Source organism: Bartonella sp. AA83SXKL (assembly GCF_042196965.1).
Taxonomy (GTDB): Bacteria; Pseudomonadota; Alphaproteobacteria; order Rhizobiales; family Rhizobiaceae; genus Bartonella.
This window is the reverse complement of sequence record NZ_JBHIRG010000006.1, coordinates 53,255-73,328: the sequence shown is the minus strand read 5'-3', so window position 1 is coordinate 73,328 and position 20,074 is coordinate 53,255. Positions and strand designations below refer to the sequence as shown.

The 20,074-nt window shown below is 38.2% G+C and carries 15 protein-coding genes; 9 read left to right on the top strand and 6 right to left on the bottom strand.

The features are described from left to right. Nucleotides 1–202: 202 nt before the first annotated feature. On the bottom strand, nt 203–1,831 hold the full coding sequence (locus ACFINO_RS04560) for an MFS transporter (RefSeq protein ID WP_375613307.1): 1,629 nt from the start codon (nt 1,829–1,831) through the stop codon (nt 203–205). A 314-nt stretch (nt 1,832–2,145) separates the two neighbouring features. On the opposite strand from ACFINO_RS04560, the gene rpsO reads away from it, so the two are divergent. From rpsO to ACFINO_RS04545, 3 genes are all read left to right on the top strand, one after another. Continuing rightward, entirely contained in the window at nt 2,146–2,415 is a 270-nt protein-coding gene (gene rpsO / locus ACFINO_RS04555) for a 30S ribosomal protein S15 (RefSeq protein ID WP_375655139.1), read from the top strand. 248 nt (nt 2,416–2,663) lie between these two features. Further along, nucleotides 2,664–4,859, top strand: coding sequence for a polyribonucleotide nucleotidyltransferase (gene pnp / locus ACFINO_RS04550; RefSeq protein WP_375655138.1), 2,196 nt, complete (start codon nt 2,664–2,666; stop codon nt 4,857–4,859). A gap of 72 nt (nt 4,860–4,931) precedes the next feature. Continuing rightward, a complete protein-coding gene (locus ACFINO_RS04545) occupies nt 4,932–5,927 on the top strand; it encodes a class I SAM-dependent methyltransferase (RefSeq protein ID WP_375655137.1) in 996 nt (331 codons plus the stop codon). Nucleotides 5,928–5,945: 18 nt separating this feature from the next. On the opposite strand, the gene hslU is transcribed toward ACFINO_RS04545, so the two are convergent. Then, nucleotides 5,946–7,256: an ATP-dependent protease ATPase subunit HslU gene (gene hslU / locus ACFINO_RS04540; RefSeq protein WP_375633966.1), complete on the bottom strand. Its 1,311-nt coding sequence runs from the start codon at nt 7,254–7,256 to the stop codon at nt 5,946–5,948. Next, nucleotides 7,257–7,838 (bottom strand): ATP-dependent protease subunit HslV, encoded by a 582-nt coding sequence (gene hslV, locus ACFINO_RS04535; RefSeq protein ID WP_375633964.1) that lies wholly within the window; start codon nt 7,836–7,838, stop codon nt 7,257–7,259. A 220-nt stretch (nt 7,839–8,058) separates the two neighbouring features. Here hslV and ACFINO_RS04530 point away from each other — a divergent pair, with 220 nt between their 5' ends. From ACFINO_RS04530 to ACFINO_RS04515, 4 genes are all read left to right on the top strand, one after another. Then, the gene (locus ACFINO_RS04530; protein WP_375655136.1) at nt 8,059–9,048 is read left to right on the top strand and encodes an asparaginase; all 990 of its coding nucleotides are present in this window, start codon (nt 8,059–8,061) and stop codon (nt 9,046–9,048) included. Nucleotides 9,049–9,170: 122 nt separating this feature from the next. Further along, the gene (gene coaA / locus ACFINO_RS04525) at nt 9,171–10,169 is read left to right on the top strand and encodes a type I pantothenate kinase (RefSeq protein ID WP_375618049.1); all 999 of its coding nucleotides are present in this window, start codon (nt 9,171–9,173) and stop codon (nt 10,167–10,169) included. A gap of 13 nt (nt 10,170–10,182) precedes the next feature. Beyond that, complete coding sequence (locus ACFINO_RS04520; RefSeq protein ID WP_375655135.1) at nt 10,183–11,556, top strand: M17 family metallopeptidase; 1,374 nt, start codon at nt 10,183–10,185, stop codon at nt 11,554–11,556. A 152-nt stretch (nt 11,557–11,708) separates the two neighbouring features. Continuing rightward, entirely contained in the window at nt 11,709–12,572 is an 864-nt protein-coding gene (locus ACFINO_RS04515) for an NlpC/P60 family protein (protein ID WP_375655155.1), read from the top strand. A gap of 919 nt (nt 12,573–13,491) precedes the next feature. Here ACFINO_RS04515 and mutT read toward each other — a convergent pair. The 3 genes from mutT to ACFINO_RS04500 all read right to left on the bottom strand — a co-directional run bounded on the left by mutT (nt 13,492) and on the right by ACFINO_RS04500 (nt 16,348). Beyond that, nucleotides 13,492–13,905 carry an 8-oxo-dGTP diphosphatase MutT gene (gene mutT / locus ACFINO_RS04510; protein ID WP_375655134.1) on the bottom strand — a complete coding sequence of 138 codons (414 nt, stop codon included), beginning with the start codon at nt 13,903–13,905 and terminating at the stop codon, nt 13,492–13,494. Nucleotides 13,906–14,030: 125 nt separating this feature from the next. Next, entirely contained in the window at nt 14,031–15,263 is a 1,233-nt protein-coding gene (gene argJ, locus ACFINO_RS04505; protein WP_375655133.1) for a bifunctional glutamate N-acetyltransferase/amino-acid acetyltransferase ArgJ, read from the bottom strand. Nucleotides 15,264–15,394: 131 nt separating this feature from the next. Then, nucleotides 15,395–16,348: a peptidylprolyl isomerase gene (locus ACFINO_RS04500; RefSeq protein WP_375655132.1), complete on the bottom strand. Its 954-nt coding sequence runs from the start codon at nt 16,346–16,348 to the stop codon at nt 15,395–15,397. Nucleotides 16,349–16,782: 434 nt separating this feature from the next. Between ACFINO_RS04500 and secA the strand changes: the two genes are divergently transcribed. Together secA and ACFINO_RS04490 are read left to right on the top strand one after the other, a co-directional pair. After that, nucleotides 16,783–19,500: a preprotein translocase subunit SecA gene (gene secA, locus ACFINO_RS04495; protein ID WP_375655131.1), complete on the top strand. Its 2,718-nt coding sequence runs from the start codon at nt 16,783–16,785 to the stop codon at nt 19,498–19,500. Then, the gene (locus ACFINO_RS04490) at nt 19,439–19,930 is read left to right on the top strand and encodes a Fur family transcriptional regulator (protein WP_375618055.1); all 492 of its coding nucleotides are present in this window, start codon (nt 19,439–19,441) and stop codon (nt 19,928–19,930) included. Before secA ends, ACFINO_RS04490 begins: the two co-directional genes overlap by 62 nt. The last annotated feature ends 144 nt before the right edge of the window (nt 19,931–20,074 follow it).

The following is a 20,074-nucleotide window of genomic DNA, read 5'->3' as shown; positions in this document are numbered from 1 at the left end:
AGATATGGACTGATTTACTCTAAATAGATTTGAAACGAGAAAAGCTTAAGATTTTCAGAACTATCACTCAACATGAAAAATAACAAATAACCATTATAAATCAATTCATTAAATATTGAAACAGCAATTTTTTTATGATTATGCTAACAAATTGATCGAAATAATATTAATATATTTAATATTTATAAAAACTGTTTTAACCCTAAGGGAGATGATCAGAGGAAACTTTTAAAAGCATCTCATTGGCTTGAGGTATTGTTTGGCGTTCAATCATGCGGTGCACTCTTATACCGTTAGGAGCACAATTTAAATGACGCAGACGCTTATTGACTTCTGCATCTGCTTTTGTACGACGATGATTATGGCGTAAATAATCTACCCATGTTGGCATATGATAAGCCTCTGTCCAATATTCAGGTCTTTCAAGATCTCGTAAAAGGACCCACTGACGCGCACCATCACGTAATCGAATATGGCGTCGACGCGTCATCACTTTGAGAAACTCTTCAAGATCATTTTCATGAATTTTATAATCGATCATTATCATGATCGGGCCACTTCTTGCTTTGAGGTCAAGTAATAATTCCGGCTCTCTAAAATGATCAAGAGGATTTAAATCTATCTGAGGAATTTCTTGAATTCTAAATTTTACCCCCGCAAGAGCACCAAAAATCAAGAATAGAGAACAAACGCTCAAAGCAATTGTTGGAGAATAACCATCAGCCAAAACTCCCCAGATTGCACTTCCAATAGCCATCCCCCCATAAGATGCCGTTTGATAAAGTGCTAAAGAACGTGCAACAACCCAGCGTGGTGTAGAGAGTTGTACAGATGTATTAAACAATGATAATGCCAAAACCCAACATAACCCTGCAGGAAATAAAGCAATATGGCTTATAATCAGTGAACGGCTTATTCCCAATAAAAAGCAAGAAAAGGCAAAACCAATAAATGCACTTGCAATAATTGTTTCTGAACGAAAATGATGCCGTACAACTGCATTAATAATACCTGCTGTCATGGCTCCTAACCCAAAACAACCGAGCAATGTACCATAAAGAAGGGCACTTCCTCCAAGAACTTTATGCGCAACAATTGGCAAAAGTGCTAAAATAGAAATTGCTCCTATACCAAAAAGGAACGCTCGAACCATAATACTCAGGAGATTAGGTGACATCGCAACATAACGCAAACCATCTGAGACAGCTCCTAACAGCCTTTCTCGTGGTAATGAGTTGTTTTCATAATTCGACTTCCAGAAAAACAACGCACCAATAAGAGGAATATAGCTTATAGCATTGAACAAAAAAGCAGCAGATGCCCCCAAAGTTGCAATGATGGCACCACCAATAGCAGGACCAACACTCCGCATCAAATTAAAGCCGACACTATTCAAACTAACAGCAGCAGGAATATTTTCCCTGCTCACAATATCTCCTATCGTTGCTTGCCAAGAAGGATTATAAAAAGCTGTACCACATCCAATCAAAAACGTAAAACATAACAAAAGCCAAGGTGTTAGAAATCCCATATAGGCTAAAACAGATAAACTCATCGATATGACCATCATCATAATCTGCGCACACAACATAATTTGACGCCGATTAAAATTATCAGCTAATGCCCCTGCCATCAAAGAAAACATAACAAGTGGTAATGTTGTCGCACTTTGAACTAGCCCAACCATGGAATGCGAAGAACTAATCAACGCCATTAACCACCCTGCTCCAACAGCCTGTATCAGCCCCCCTAAATTAGAAATAAGAGTCGATGACCATAAATTTCGAAATACCGAATTACGAAAAAGCTTTAATGTTGAAATGCTCTGCATCTTTTTCCTCCAAATCGGTATTTATCACTTTTGTTACCACATACACGCTCATAATCTTTGTATCAAAAGGATGCATAATTCTTTAAAAAACTTCTCATAAAACTCTATTTAAATCAATATTTCAAAACAAAAGCTTTTATTTAAAGAAAGACTTCAAAATGCTGTCAAGGACTAGTATTTTAACCTTCTTTCCTATATAAGAGCGAAAATAGGTAAAAGTCTTCGACTTTTCCTGTTTTTTCACAGACCCTTGCTGAACGACATCTCGGCTATGGGTGACTTTATGTTTCTTCGTTTTTGGAAAGGATAATACGATGTCGATTACAGCTGAACGTAAAAAAGCTCTTGTCGCAGAATATGCAAACAAAGTTGGTGATACAGGATCACCAGAAGTACAGATTGCTGTACTTTCTGAACGTATTTCTAATTTAACAAACCACTTTAAATCTCACAAAAAGGATAATCATTCTCGTCGTGGTCTTTTGAAGATGGTATCTCAACGCCGGCGCCTTCTTGATTATCTTAAAGGAGTTGACCTAAATCGTTATCAGACACTTATAAAGAAGTTAGGTTTGCGTCGCTAAAAGAAAAATGGAAGTGGTATTAAAAAAACACCCATTTTTTCAACGTGTTGCTTTTAATTAAAAATTTTAAAAACTGATAAGTTATTATGGGATAGGACTGCTCATCATTTCGCATTTAAGCAGTTTACTTCTCTTTTCTTGCAACAAAGATAAAAAGTATGTTGTCCACCTCAGATCTTGGAAGTATGCTACGCAAAACCAGAATGTGAGCAATCAAAGATTTAAACACTGGTCATTAAGGATAAAAAATGTTCAAAACGCACAAGATAGAAATTGAATGGGCCGGGCGTCCGCTTACCCTTGAAACAGGGAAAATAGCGCGTCAAGCTGATGGTGCAGTGATTGCTACCTATGGAGAAACGATTGTCTTAGCAACCGTTGTATCGGCCAAAATCCCAAAACCAGACCAGGACTTTTTTCCACTCACCGTTAATTATCAAGAAAAATCCTATGCTGTTGGTCGAATACCTGGGGGCTATTTAAAACGTGAAAGTCGACCAAGTGAAAATGAAACTTTGGTTTCACGTTTGATTGATCGCCCAATTCGTCCCCTTTTCGTTGAGGGATATAAAAATGATACACAAGTTATTGTTTCCGTTATACAGCATGATCTCGAAAACAATCCCGATATCCTTGCGATGATTGCATCTTCTGCCGCATTGACCCTGTCAGGTGTTCCTTTCATGGGGCCTATAGCTGGTGCCCGCGTTGGCTATTGTAATGGACAATATGTTCTTAATCCTCATATCGATGAAATGCCTGAATCAAAACTTGATCTTGTTGTTGCTGGAACAGAAAGTGCTGTTTTGATGGTTGAATCAGAAGCACAAGAATTACCGGAAGATATCATGTTGGGAGCTGTGATGTTTGGTCACAAAGGCCTTCAACCTGTCCTTGATGCCATTATAAAGCTTGCTGAAGTTGCTGCAAAAGATCCTCGTGATTTTGTTCCTGAAGATCTTTCTGAACTTGAAAAAGCGATGCAGAAAATGGCAGAACAGGATATACGAAAGGCTTACAGAATTACTGATAAGCAAGAACGTTATGCTGCAATTGATGCACTAAAGACAGAAATCCTCAATAAATTTATGCCAGAAACAGAAAAAGATTGTCAATTTAGTGCAGATCAAATTGCAACCGTATTTAAACAGTTGCAAGCAAAAATTGTTCGCGGAAACATTCTTGATACCCAAAAGCGGATTGATGGACGCAATCTTTCTACCGTTCGCCCTATCCAATCAGAAGTAAGTATTTTACCCCGCACACATGGATCAGCACTCTTTACCCGCGGAGAAACACAAGCAATTGTCGTTGCAACATTGGGAACTGGTGAAGATGAACAATATGTTGATTCCTTAACGGGAATGTATAAGGAAACATTCCTTCTCCATTACAATTTTCCACCATTTTCAGTGGGTGAAACGGGACGCCTTGGTTCTCCTGGTCGTCGTGAAATTGGACATGGCAAATTGGCATGGCGAGCAATTCACCCCATGTTGCCAACGAAAGAATCTTTCCCTTATACTATTCGTGCTGTCTCAGAAATCACTGAATCCAATGGATCTTCTTCTATGGCAACGGTTTGTGGGACCTCACTTGCTCTCATGGATGCCGGCGTTCCTCTAGCACGCCCTGTTGCTGGTATTGCCATGGGCTTGATTAAAGAAGGAGAACGCTTTGCTGTTCTGTCTGATATTTTAGGGGATGAAGATCATCTTGGAGATATGGATTTCAAAGTCGCAGGAACAGAAAATGGTATTACTGCCTTGCAAATGGATATCAAAATTGATGGTATTACCGAAGAAATTATGAAAATCGCGCTTGAACAAGCCAAAGGTGGACGAATCCATATCCTCAATGAGATGGCGAAAGCTTTAACCAGTGCACGTGCTGAGCTGAGTGAATTTTCTCCACGAATCGAAGTTATGAATATTTCTGTCGATAAAATCCGTGATGTTATCGGCTCTGGTGGTAAAGTTATTCGGGAAATCGTGGAACAAACTGGAGCAAAAATTAATATTGAAGATGATGGTACCATTAAAATTGCTTCTGCTGATGCTAAAACCATTGAAGCAGCAAAACGCTGGATCCATTCTATTGTCGATGAGCCTGAAGTTGGTGCTGTCTACCAAGGAACAGTTGTAAAAACTGCAGAATTTGGTGCATTTATAAACTTCTTTGGTTCTCGTGATGGACTCGTTCATATCTCTCAGCTTGCATCAGAACGCGTCACCAAAACAACCGATATTGTGAAGGAAGGTGACAAAGTTTGGGTTAAATTAATGGGCTTTGATGAGCGTGGAAAAGTTCGGTTATCAATGAAGGTTGTTGATCAAAAAACCGGAAAGGAAATCACCGGTGATAAAGCGATGAATGAAGAAAAGTGCGTGGATGAAAAAAAACAACCTGAAAATAAGCGCCGCCGTAAGAAAAAAGAAGAGTAAGTTTTTCCTCTTATCGTATCATGAAATGCCATCCCAACATTGGAGTGGCATTTTTCTTTGAAAGAGTCATATGTGTTATTATTTTTGCCTTTTGAAAATCATGAACTCCCATATCCTGATCCAAACCAATGTTGGTTAAGTTTCGGTTTAACAGAAATCCCAGCTCCAGAATGGGCACAGAATTTAAAAGTTATTACGCCTTGGCGACCAGATTTTTTAAAATTTGTCGATACTCAATTTCACTGCTCTCCCCAAATAGATAAAACCTTCAGCTATGATGGTGCATTTTTACATTTGAGCAAATATCGTGGTTTTAACCAAAATTGTTTTCTTGATTTATTAGAATGCGTTAAACCCAATGGATGGATTGTAATCAGTGGGAATAAAACTGCTGGTGCTGCTTCAATGATGAAGTGGGTCAAAACAATTGTTCCCATCACCAACAAATTGTCTAAAAATCATGGTCTTGTATTTTGGTTGCAAGTTCCTCAACAAATTGAGAGACATAACATTGCACAATTGCGCTCACCACCGCTCACTTTTGGTAAATTTCAAACCACTTCTGGTATGTTCTCACACGGACGTATTGATCCGGGATCCGCTGCACTTGCTTCTTATATGCCCAAAGTTATTTCTGGAAAAATGGCTGATTTTGGTGCTGGATGGGGTTATCTTTCTCACGTTGCGCTTGAAAGAAGTGAAAAACTCACCGCTCTCGACCTTTATGAAGCAGACTACAACGCTTTGAGAGCAGCAAAACAGCACCTTAAATCCAGAACAGCTCCTTTTTCAATTCATTTTTATTGGCACGACCTTGTGCATGAACCTATCACAAATCTGTATGACACAATCATTTCAAATCCACCGTTTCACACGCAACAAACAACAGATGTTTCATTAGGAAAAAATTTTATTATAAATGCTGCAAAGTGCCTAAAACCAGGCGGCAGTCTGCTTTTTGTTGCAAACCGCCACCTGCCTTATGAAACATTATTAAAAAATATTTTCCGCACAGTGTTGATACATGAACAAGCCCATGGTTTCAAAATTATCGAAGCGCGCAGATAAAGAAAACAAGCGATAACTCTAAAGAATAAAACGTGAAAGATCGATATCAGCAGCAAGTTCGCCAATAGATTTTCTCACATAAGCGGCATCAATTGTAAAGGATGTTCCAGCTTTATCAGGTGCCGTGAAAGAAATTTCATCCAAAACGCGCTCCATCACTGTTTGCAAACGACGTGCCCCTATATTTTCAATCCTTGCATTTAAATCTACAGCAATATCTGCTAAAGCATCAATTGCATCATCGGTAATTTCTAAATGAACCTCTTCTGTTGCCATAAGAGCAATATATTGTTTAATCAAACTAGCTTCTGGTTCCGTTAGAATGCGCCGTAAATCTTCTCTTGTTAAAGGGTTTAGCTCCACACGGATGGGCAAACGTCCTTGAAGTTCCGGTAATAAATCAGATGGCTTAGAAACATGAAATGCACCTGAGGCAATAAAAAGAATATGATCTGTTTTGATTTGCCCATATTTTGTAGCAATTGTTGTTCCTTCAACCAAAGGCAAAAGATCCCGTTGAACGCCCTCACGCGAAACCGCAACACTTGCTCCACCATCCCTAGTTGCAATTTTATCAATCTCGTCAATAAAAACAATCCCGTCATTTTCAGCAACACGAAGCGCTTCTTGAATAATTTGATCCTGATCAAGGAGTTTTTCAGATTCATCATCAATGAGCGGCTTAAAAGCATCCCTTACTGTCGTCTTACGAACTTTTGTACGACTGCCCATTTTACCCAAAATATCTGATAAATTCATAATACCCATTTGTGCCCCAGGCATACCAGGAATATCAAAGGTTGAAGCACTATTGCTATTATTATCGGCTACTTCAATTTCAATCTCTTTCTCATCCAATTCACCTCCACGCAATTTTTTGCGAAAACTATCACGGGTAGCGGGACTGGCTGTTTTACCAACAAGGGCATCTAAAACGCGCTCTTCAGCATTCACGTGAGCCTTTTCTTTTATTTCATCCCGTTTCTTTTCACGCACAAGAGAAATGGCAATTTCAACAAGATCTCGAATAATTTGCTCAACATCACGTCCCACATAACCAACTTCAGTAAATTTAGTCGCTTCTACTTTAACGAAGGGTGCTCCAGAAAGTTTTGCTAATCGACGTGCAATACCAGTTTTACCAACTCCTGTTGGCCCTATCATTAAAATATTTTTTGGCATAACTTCTTCACGCATCGGCGCATCAAGCTGTTGCCTACGCCACCGATTGCGCAGTGCAATAGCTACAGAGCGTTTGGCATCATTTTGGCCAATAATAAAACGATCAAGTTCAGAAACAGTTTCACGAGGGGAAAATACAACACACATTTAAATAGCTTTCTCTAAAGAAGATAATTCCGCATCCAATGTTTCAATCGTAAAATGATCATTGGTGTAAACACAAATTTTAGCGGCAATAGCCATAGCTTTACGAGCAATAGTTTCTGCATCCAAATCCAAATCCATGAGTGCACGCGCTGCTGAAAGAGCAAAATTTCCTCCAGAGCCAATTGCCATAACCCCATCTTCTGGTTCTAAGACATCACCAAGCCCTGTTAGAGCCAAAGTTACTTTCTTATCAGCCACGAGCATCATTGCTTCGAGACGACGCAAATAGCGATCTGTTCTCCAATCTTTTGCAAGTTCCACACAAGCACGCATAAGCTGATCAGGATATTGCTCAAGCTTTGTTTCCAATCTCTCCAGTAATGTAAAAGCATCTGCCGTAGCACCAGCAAAACCAGCAATAACCACTCCGTTCTTTCCAAGACGACGCACTTTACGTGCATTACCTTTCATAATTGTCTGTCCAAGAGAGACCTGACCATCCCCGGACATCACGACTTTTCCACCTTTTCGTACCGTAATAATTGTTGTACCATACATTATGTCTGGCTTATGTTCTGTCATAAGGAAACTCCTTAATATTAACTTTACTTTTTAATATTGATTTCTTTTCATACAATGTAAAACTCAATTACTATTGTCCTATTTAAGAACATATACAGCAAAACACAATGATTCAGCATAACTCAATTTGTTGAAAATGGAAAAATGATATCATTGTTGTCAATGTAAATTACTGCTAAATAGCTTTATATAAACAGTTTGTGCTTTTTAGAGGAAAATTATGAAAAAAATAGCCATAGGGACCTTAGGTGGAACAATTGCAATGACTGCTGATAGTTTTGGTCACATGCAACCGACTTTAACTTCAGATAACCTCATAAAAAGTGTTCCTGATTTAAATAACGTTGCTGATATTAATGCACAAACATTAATGCAAATACCAAGTGGATCTTTATCGTTTCAAATGCTTTTTGAAATAATTAAGTGGGCAAAACAACAAATAAACGCTGGTGCAGAAGGTATTGTTTTAACACAAGGGACTGATACTCTGGAAGAAACAGCTTTTTTTCTTTCTCTTTATTGGAAAGAAGCCGAACCACTCATCATAACCGGTGCTATGCGCATGCCTCATGAAGCAGGCGCCGATGGCCCCGCCAACATTTTAGCAGCCACTCGTGTCGCAGCAGCCACACAAAGTCGTAACAGGGGCGTTCTTGTTGTCATAAATGATACAATTCATTCACCTTATTGGCTCTATAAAAGTCATACCGTCAAAGTCGAAACATTTCAATCAGGTCTTGCAGGTATTTTAGGAACTATTTTAGAGGGAAAACTTATTTATTTCAATGATCGAAAATTTTTCCCCAAAACGTTTGATCTTCCCCAAAACCATGATCATCAAATTGCACTCCTCTATTCCTCTTTATCATCTGATGCAAAATTAATGAAACTATGCCTTGAAAGTGGGTATTATGCTGGAGTTGTTATTGCTGGTTTTGGTGCAGGACACTGTAGTTTTCAAGAAGCAGACCTTGTACAACAATATGCACAAAAAATACCAATCATTATTGCTAGTCGTTGTTGTAATGGCTCAACAACTCGTATAACTTATGGCTATAAAGGCTCCGAAATCGATATGATTGCTTCTGGTGCTCTCATGTCTGGTTATTTATCAGCCGTAAAAGCGCGTCTACTTTTATGGACTTTTTTGGCGCAAGGGCACTCATTAGCACAAATCCGTGCAAACTGGAATGACTGGACTATAAGTTAATGAAAAATGATCTATTATCTTAAAAGAAGAGAGCATGCAAAACAAAATTTACTTGAAAATAAAGCCGCTCATCTGTCTACTCTTAATCAATTGCTGCTGCAAAAAATTCTCGACCAATACAAATGATTGATACGACTATACAAAAAATTAATCAGAAAGATAATCTGGTCAAATCCGTTTCTGACCGATATTCACCCTATCGCGTTTTTACTGCACAAGAATGGTCAGAGTTTCGTGCAAACACACCTCTTACTTTGACTTTTGATGAAATTAAGCGTTTACGCTCTATTGATGATCCTATTGATCTTAAAGAAGTCCAACGCATTTATCTTTCTTTATCGCGTCTATTATCATGCCATGTTGAAGCAGTACAGGAACTTTTTCACAAACGTCAGCAGTTTCTCCATCAAGAAGAGAGTAGAAAAACGCCCTTTATTATTGGAATTGCTGGTTCTGTAGCTGTAGGAAAATCAACCACGGCTCGCATTCTTCAAGAACTGTTGAAAAGATGGACATCTAGCCTTAAAGTTGATCTGATAACGACGGATGGTTTTCTCTATCCTAACGCAATCTTACAGCAAAAAAATCGAATGAATCGCAAAGGATTTCCTGATTCCTATGACATTAAAAAGTTGCTATGCTTTCTTTCGGCTATAAAAGCAGGTATCGGAAATGTCCGTGCCCCGCTTTACTCACATATGATCTATGATGTTCTAGAAAATCAGACTATTACCATTGATCGTCCTGATATTTTAATTGTTGAAGGTATTAATGTATTACAGGTCAGTGATCTTCCTAAAGATGGGAAAGCTATTCCTTTCGTATCAGATTTTTTTGATTTTTCAATCTATGTCGATGCCGAAACAGAAGTCATTCGTCACTGGTATTTGGAGCGCTTTAAACGTTTGCGTAAAACAGCTTTTCAAAATCCTGAATCCTATTTTCATCGTTATGCCCACCTCAATGAAAAAGAAGCTTCAAAAATCGCTGAGGATCTTTGGCAAACGATTAATTTAAAAAATTTACAGGAAAATATATTGCCAACACGACCACGGTCCAATCTCATTCTACGAAAGGGAAAAAATCATTTGGTCGAATATGTCGCACTTAGACGACTATAAGGATCTCATAACTATGCAGCACCACCACATTTATTTTACCTCAACGCGTATCGATAACAGTTGCCCTATCATCTTGGTAAAACAAAGAACTCTTGCCAACTTATCACTTGATGCGTCAACAACAGCATGGATAAAAGTTAATGACTTTACTGGTAAAGCAGGACAAATACTCTTTATTCCTCACGAAACGGGGCATTTAAAAAAAGTTTTATTTGGAATTGGCAATGGTAACGATCCTTTTATCACAGGACTGCTTGCTCAAAAGCTTCCTGCTGGTCAATGGCATTTAGAAGGTACAACCTCTGATGAAATAAATACCTATCTTGGACTGGCATTTGGTAGCTATCAATTTAATCGCTATCGTCAAAATTCTTCTTTCAAATCATTATCTATCCATGTCAATGAGGCTATTGATCTTAATGAGCTCCAACGAATTTATGAAGCTGTCTTTTTCGTCCGTGATCTCATTAATATTCCAGCCAATGATATGAACCCTGATGCTCTCGAAAAAGAAGCTCGAAAACTAGGAAAAACCTACGGTGCTCATATCAAAAGTATTTGTGGAGACGATCTCTTAACCCATAACTTTCCGATGATTCATGCTGTAGGACGAGCAGGCAGCACTGCACCACGACTGATTGAGTTACTCTGGGGGCAAGAACATCATCCTAAAATAACGTTGGTGGGCAAAGGCGTAACTTTTGATACTGGAGGACTCGATATTAAATCAGCCAATAACATGTTGCTTATGAAAAAAGACATGGGGGGTGGAGCAAACGTTTTGGGATTGGCTAAACTTATCATGGATGCAAAATTGCCTTTCCGTCTACGCGTTTTGATTCCAGCTGTAGAAAATGCAATTTCTGGGAATGCTTACCGACCAGGTGATATTCTCAAAAGTCGTAAAGGTTTAAGTGTTGAAGTAGGTAATACAGATGCTGAAGGGCGAATTGTCCTTGCCGATGCACTCGCCTATGGTGATGAAGAAAGTCCACAATTCATGCTTTGTATGGCTACTTTAACAGGGGCAGCGCGTATAGCATTAGGACCAGATCTTCCCGCATTTTATTGTAATGATTCAATATGGGCACAACAAATTTCTGAATCTGCTCACGCTGTCTTTGATCCTCTTTGGCAAATGCCCCTTTGGAAACCTTACCAAGAGATGTTATCATCACCAATTGCTGATCTTAACAATGTAACTGGAAATAGCTTTGCTGGTTCTATAACGGCTGCTTTATTTCTTAATTCTTTTGTTGAAAAAGCTGAACATTTTGCGCATTTTGACCTTTATGGATGGGTTCCAAAAGAAAAACCAGGATACCCTATTGGTGGATCAGCACAAACTATTCGTGCCCTTTATAATATTTTTAAAAATGAATTTTGACACAAATATCCACAAAAATGGACAATTTTGCAGCTTAAAGAATAATTGGTCTTACACTGTGTTCTTAGTTTTGTTTGAGGATAAAAACCTTACCAATACAGTTTTCATGAGTTTGTTTAAAGGTAAGGAGTAACAAAATGGACAGCAAAAAGATGATCTCTAAAGACCCAAGACTTCATGCATTCAAAGATGATCTAGCAGATCAACGTCTTGAAACAGAAATTACAGCTCAGCGCTTTGTTCAAGGTGAAAAAAGACGTGTTAATACAGCGGTCGCTGGACTTTTTAAAGAAAATAGTAAAAAAAGTGAAAGACAAACAGAATGCTTATTGGGAGAAGAACTTCTCATTTTTGAACAAGGGGAAACATTGTCGTGGGGACAATCACTCAAAGATGGTTATGTCGGTTATATTGATACAAAAGTTCTTTGTACATCAACCATAAAACAAACCCATGTTGTTTCAGTACCACGCACATTTAAATATTTACACGCTGACTTACGTGGACCAATAGTATCCCCATTATCTATGGGAAGCAAAGTCAGTGTTGTTGATGAAATTGAAGTCCGTGACACAATGTATTCTATTCTTGAAAATGGAACAGCAATCATTACGAGCCATCTCAGCCCCATTGGACGCGTATATGAAGATTATGTCACAGTTGCAGAAACCTTTATCCGTACACCTTATCTTTGGGGTGGTATCAGCGGTTTTGGAATTGATTGTTCGGGACTCATTCAGCTCTCTATGATGATGACTGATCAAATAGTTTTACGTGACACCGATATGCAGCAAAAAACTATAGGCAGTCCTCTTACAGATACTGATAAACTTCAACGAGGCGATTTAATTTTTTGGAAAGATCATGTTGCTATTATGGTTGATCATGAAAATATTATTCATGCAAATGGTTTTTCCATGGACGTTATGATCGAGCCATTGGAAAAAACAATTACGCGTATAGCTAAAAAAAATCAATATCCCATCGCAAAACGTCGTCCAATGCAAGAAACTTAATACATGCCTCCTATAAAAAGTTAATTGAATGTTTTTATTATACAATAGATTGATTTATAAGGATAACTATCCATCATTCGCTCTGCATCAAGCATTCTAAATATCGTAAAATTCTCTTATTTCAAATCTGTTTTTATGTTGAATCAATCAAAATCGCTTGCTTGTTCATCACAAGCGAAATTGATGTATAAGTAAAAATGATTACGAAAAGAAAAAATATCCCTTCTGAATGCTCTCAAATGCCAAGAGCTATCATAACTAACATTGGAACCAGCTTACTCCTTCATAAGCGTAAAGATAGTGTCGCTCAATAGATTTTATCTTATAAGGCTTTACCATTATACCATTCACGAGTGCCAGCACAAAATGGGCTTTGGAATATTGCGAGATGTCTCTTTTAAACAACCCCGTAAATATGCAACACAATGGCGTTCTATATTACGTAAGGGATATGCCCCTCTTAATCAAAAGCAACATTTTTTGAAATTTTTCCTATTATCGATATCTTATGAAATAAATACTCCTAATATCTCTCGATGCATCCAAGACAATCTCTCAATAATAATCGCGAAAAGTATAAATCCATTATCTACCACCATTTTTATGCTTATGAAGCGCGCAAAGGCATCATTATACACTTTTTGCCAATTCTCAATGTTGCGATAACCCTTGGCTATTGAAGAGTGTTCTTTCAGCACGTATTTTATTTATTTCTGTCTTAAATAATTTTATCCACATGACCCGCCCCGCTTGGAACGTGCAAAAGAATGATTTTGATTAATTTAACATAAAACAGATTTGAAATGAAAAAATTTTTTATGACCCTGGACTTCCCCATTCAACATAAAAAAATTATAAATTATTATTATAACTCAATATATTGATTTATATTTAAACAATATTTCCTTCTTATAACACATTAAAGAAGGTGATTTTTCAATACCTGAACCAATGGTTTATCAGCATCAGGCATAGGGTATTTATCAAGATCATTAATAAAAACCCATTCTAAATTTTGCCCTTCTCGTCCTTGCGCAACGCCCTCATAATGGTCACAAAGATACAATGGCATTAAGAGATGAAATGTTTTATAGCTATGACTTGCAAATGTTAAAGGGTGTAAATTATTTGGTTGAACATAAATACCAAGCTCTTCTTCTAGTTCACGAATCAATGAAATTTCTGGAGTTTCACCTTGCTCAACCTTTCCACCAGGAAACTCCCATAAACCAGCCAGCGATTTTCCTTCAGGACGCTTGGTAAGCAAAACACGATTATTTTGATCTAACAGTGCACATGCAACAACAAGAAGAATGGAACTTTTCATACACATATCACTCCCCAATAGGGAACATAAAGATAACTGACTTTTCTATCATATCCCCTCTGCTCCTAAAAGAGCTCACATACCCCATTTGCTCTGAAAAATAATAAACTGTTAAATATAAAGTGCATCCATTAACTTCTGTAATCACTATTGATCATAACGTACTCTTTTGTTAAATCGCAAGACCAAACCGTCGCCGTGCTCTTACCCAAACCGATATCAACACGAATTGTGATGTGCTTACCTTGCATATAAGTACCTATTGTCTCTTCACAATACTCAGGATCTCGTACGCCATTCACGGCCACACGATGCTCACCAAACCAAATCGTCAATAGATCACGATCGACTTCAACACCGGCCTTCCCAACTGCCATAACGACCCGCCCCCAATTCGCATCTTCACCAGCAATAGCCGTTTTTACGAGCGGTGAATTTGCAATTGATAAAGCAATAGTTTTAGCTGCATTATTTGTTGTAGCACCCATCACATTAACCTCAATTAAATGACGAGCACCTTCGCCATCACAAACAACTTGTAGTGCAAGTTCATGCAAAAGTGCACTCAATTGTTTCACAAAAACCCCATAACGCGGATCAGATTTACTTGTAAGACATGGGAAATGTTCTTTTCCTGTCGCAAACAACATAAGCGTATCTGAAGTTGAGGTATCGCTATCAACAGTAATTGAATTGAAAGAACCCTCAACTGCCTCTGATAACATGGATTGGAGTACATCCGAAGAAATGGTAGCATCACTAACCACAAATGACAGCATTGTCGCCATATCGGGTGCAATCATACCAGCACCTTTTGCAATTCCATGAATGGTAACACGCTCTCCCCCACAGTCAAAAGTGCGCGTCGCAAGTTTTGGAAATGTGTCCGTTGTCATTATGGCTTTTGCAGCTTCCAACCAATTTCCCTCTTCTGCTGTCTCTGCCATACTTGGTAAAAGATTGACAATACCCGATGCATCCATTGGCTCACCAATAACCCCCGTAGAAGCTATAAAAATTTCATCTCCTCTAACCTTTAAAGCGTTTGCTGCTGCACAGATGATTTCATTGGTTGTGTGCTTTCCTTTTCTTCCTGTAAAAGCATTTGCATTTCCAGAATTCACAACAACACCCCTCGCAACCCCATGAGGAAGCGATGCACGACAATGCTCTACAGGAGCAGACGGACATTTTGAACGGGTAAAAACACCGGCCACACTCACTGGCTTATCGAATATGATGAAAAGAAGATCTGTACGATCTTTATATTTAATCCCAGCTTCAGCTGTTGCTATCCGTACACCAGATAATGGAGAAAGCTCCTGGATCTTTTGAGGCGACAAAGGAGAAATTTTCAAAACCACAATATGCTTTCTATAAAAACAAATGAAACGATTGCAGATCAATAACCTCTCATAGAAAACTGCTAGGCTTTTTGAACAAAACTAACCTAGCAAATTATCTATTAAAGAGGCTATCCACCTATTTTTCCTAGCTATTCCGTATCTTCTTCATCAGATGTTTCATCGGGAAGTAGCGTCCCATTTTGATGAAGCGATTCCATGATTTTTGTAACATTAGGATCAGGGTATTTCACATCTATCTTGCTACGTAAATCAACAATTAGTTCTTGATAGCGCTTTTTTATCAGCTGTGTCCGCAACATCTCTTTAACATCATCAAATGCAGGCGGTTGTTTTACACGACGATCTTCTAATTTAATAATATGCCAACCAAAAGGACTTTCAACGGGTTGTTTAGTGTATTCGCCAACTTTCAAACCAAATGCAGCATCTTCAAAAGGCTTGACCATTTGACCATGGCTAAAATAACCAAGATCACCCCCAACGGCAGCAGAACCATCTGTTGAACTTTTCTTTGCAATCTCTTCAAAATTTTCGCCTTTATTTAAATGCTTAATGATAGCTTCTGCTTCTTTTCTCGTTTTGACCAAAATATGACGCGCTTTAACCTCATCCTCTTTAGGTAAAGCAGCAACTTCTTGCTTATAAAGAGCTTCCAAATCAGTATCCGATATTTTGTCAACAATCGCCTGTTTAAAATAAAGCTGTTGAAGAACATTGTCACGCATGACTGCCATACGTTTATCGTAAGCTTCTGTCTTATCAAGACCTTTGCTTCTTGCTGCTTTTGCAAGTGCCTGCATATCTAAATAAGCTTTTAGAACCATCATACGACGTTGTTCATCAGGAAAACGTGCTAAATTAGGATTTATTTCAAGTGCTAAATCATCCAATTGGCCTGCTGTAATATTTTTCCCATCAATAACCGCCATAACATGAGAAGGAGAAACGGCTTTTTCAGAAGCTTTCTCCAAAGTCTTTAAATCATTCGACGATGAATTCAAACCTTCTTGGGCTTTCACCCCTAAACTTGTACTTGCCAATAAAGTTGATGCTAAAAAAAGCGCGATAAAGTTAAATTTCATAAATATACTCCTTAAAAATGAAGGCAGGTTCAAGATTCCAATTTTCTTTAACATAACACTTTAATCTTTAAACATAGAGAAATAAATTAGTAATTTATTTTAAAAAAGTATAAAATTATCCTTTTATCTCAGTTTCTCCAATCCTATCTAATGCAGATGAAAAGCATGATAATAGAGAAAAATGACATATTGTATCTTAAATTACTTTGTATTGTATCAGTTAAATAGCATACTTAAAGTTGACATAAAGCGCTTAGCCTCTTATCTCTACTTTACAATTAGAGTGAAAAATTGCACACCAGCAAGTATAATGGTACCATCTGCGTTTCATGATGTCTCCAATGATATCAGACAACCTGAAGGAAATGTAGAGTATGGGGAGAGCATATGAATTACCCAACAAGAGTGACAACAATTAAAAGAAAGGGCCAGAGATGGTCAGTTTAGGTGTTTTTGCCCGTAAGTTTTTTGGTTCAGCTCATGAGCGACATCTCAAAGCACTCCGCCAAAAAGTTGCACAAATTAATGCTTTGGAAGAACAATTCGTAAAATTAAGTGATGAGCAGCTTTGCCAAAAAACAGATGCCTTTCGTAAACGTCTTAGTGAAGGTGAAAGTGTTGATTTGCTCTTACCAGAAGCTTTCGCGACTGTTCGTGAAGCCGCAAAACGTGTTTATGACATGCGTCCTTTTGACGTGCAACTTATTGGTGGAATGGTCCTTCACGACTGTGGCATAGCTGAAATGCGTACTGGTGAAGGTAAAACATTAATGGCAACTCTACCAATTTATCTCAATGCATTGGAAGGTAAAGGCGTTCATGTTGTGACAGTAAACGATTATCTCGCCAGTCGTGATGCTGAAACAATGGGGAAAATTTTTAGTTTTCTAGGGCTTACAACAGGCGTGATTCTTCATGATCTTGATAGTGATGCCCGCCGAGAGGCCTATGCATGCGACATTACCTATGCCACAAATAATGAACTAGGTTTTGATTATTTGCGTGATAATATGGCCTTCGATCATAGTCAAATGGTCCAACGTGGACATCATTACGCAATTGTTGATGAAGTTGATTCGATTCTTATTGATGAAGCCCGTACCCCCCTTATTATTTCTGGTCCTCTAGAAGATCGTACTGACTTCTATAACCTTATTGATACATTTATTCCTGCCTTAACTCCAGAAGACTATGAAATAGACGAAAAACAAAAAACAACGACCTTTACCGAAGTTGGTACTGAAAAAATTGAAAAAATGCTCGAACAAGCTGGGCATCTTAAAGGTGAGAGTCTTTATGACATAGAAAATGTCGCTATCGTTCATCATGTCAATAATGCTCTAAAAGCTCATAAACTGTTTGCTCGTGATAAAGATTACATTGTTCGCAATGATGAAATCGTTATTATTGACGAATTTACAGGACGAATGATGCCTGGGCGGCGTTATTCTGAAGGACTTCATCAAGCGTTAGAAGCTAAAGAGCATGTTGCTATTCAACCAGAAAACCAGACACTTGCTTCCATCACTTTCCAAAATTACTTCCGTATGTATAGAAAATTATCTGGCATGACTGGAACTGCAACAACAGAAGCCGAAGAATTCAGAAATATTTATGGTCTTGACGTTGTCGAAGTCCCTACCAATTTGCCAATACAACGTATTGATGAAGATGATGAGATTTATCGAACAGCAGAAGAGAAATATCGGGCAATTGTGCGTGATATCCGTCAAGCACACGAAAAAGAACAGCCTATTCTTGTTGGAACAACCTCTATTGAAAAATCAGAACAATTGGCAGAGCGTTTGCGAAAAGAAGGCATTACCGATTTTAGAGTCTTAAATGCTCGCTATCACGAACAAGAAGCATATATCATTGCGCAAGCAGGAGTTCCTAGAGCTCTCACCATTGCAACCAACATGGCAGGACGCGGTACGGATATACAGCTTGGTGGTAATGTTGAAATGCGCATCCGACAAGAGTTACAGGATATCCCCGAAGGTCCAGAGCGGACAGCTAAAATTGAAGAAATAAAAAAAGATGTTCAGAAGCTTAAAGAAAAAGCTTTAGCGGCTGGAGGACTTTACGTTATCGCTACTGAACGTCATGAAAGCCGTCGTATTGATAACCAGCTTCGTGGACGTTCTGGTCGCCAAGGCGATCCTGGTCGCTCAAAATTCTTTCTCTCTCTTCAAGATGATCTTATGCGTATCTTTGGCTCTAACCGTATGGATGGTATGCTGCAAAAACTTGGATTGAAAGAAAATGAAGCTATTATCCATCCATGGATTAATAAAGCCCTTGAAAAAGCGCAAAAAAAGGTCGAAGCACGAAACTTTGAAATTCGTAAAAATCTGCTAAAATATGATGATGTCATGAATGATCAACGCAAGGTTATTTTTGAACAGCGTATGGAGGTCATGAACGCAGATGATTTATCAGAAATGATCCTTGAAATGCGCAATGAAGTCGTAGAGGATCTCGTAGAGGCTTATATTCCATCAGGGACATATTCTGAAAAATGGGATACAAAAACTCTCGAAGAAGAGCTTCAACAACTCTTTAATCTTGAGCTTCCAGTGGAAGAATGGGCAAAAGAAGATGGAATTGCCGAGGAGCAAATTCTAGAGCGTGTATCAGATGCTGTTACAAAACTTGAAAATGAGCGTACTGAACGATATTCTCCAGAAGTTATGGCTTATTTTCACAAAGCAGTATTGCTCGAAACTATTGACACGTTATGGCGTGAACATCTGGTGAGTTTAGACCATTTGCGTTCTGTTGTTGGGTTTCGTGGTTATGCGCAGCGGGATCCGCTCAATGAATATAAGACAGAATCATTTGAACTCTTTCAAAGTATGTTGAAAAATTTGCGCCGAATTGTCACTTCTAAGCTTATGCGCTTTGAAATCATTCAACACCCCACAGAACCGACCATACCTGAGCAAACTGATGCTGCTTCTTCTGTCTTTAATGATCAAAGTCAAGAAAATGCTCCCACCTTATGGGCACGATCACAAGAAAATAGATTTGTTAATCCACAAGATCGTGACCCTAACGATATAACCACATGGGGAAAAGTTGGACGTAATGAGCGTTGTCCTTGCGGTTCAGAAAAAAAATACAAACACTGTCATGGAGCCTTTGTTTGAAAAGCAAATTATGCAAATGAATAAAAAGCGAAATTATGAGCAAGAATTGCGCACAGCTGGTTTAAGAGTAACACGTCAACGACGAGTTATTCTTGATATTTTGACTGATACAAATGATCATCCTAATGCATTTGAAATTTTTCAGCGTGCAAACAAAATAGATTCGAATATTTCACTCTCAACTGTTTATCGAACCATGAAAATATTAGAAGGAAATGGAACAATTCATCGCCATAGCTTTAGTGGTGGTCCATCTCGTTTTGAGCAAGCAGATGGGCAACATCATGATCATCTCATTGATATAGAAACAGGACAAGTTATCGAGTTTCATTCTGATGTTATTGAAAAGCTGCAAGAGGAAATTGCAAAATCCCTTGGCTATGATATTATTCATCACCGCCTTGAACTTTACGGAAAAAAAAACTCTTAAAAAAGTAATCATATATCATTAGATAAAATACCTCAGGCAAATCAAATTTTATAAAAATTTACCTTTAAAATATAATAGTTTTCATTGGCAAAAAAAAAGAATTGCTTTATTACCCCTCTTTGTATGATGCTATACGGTAATTCA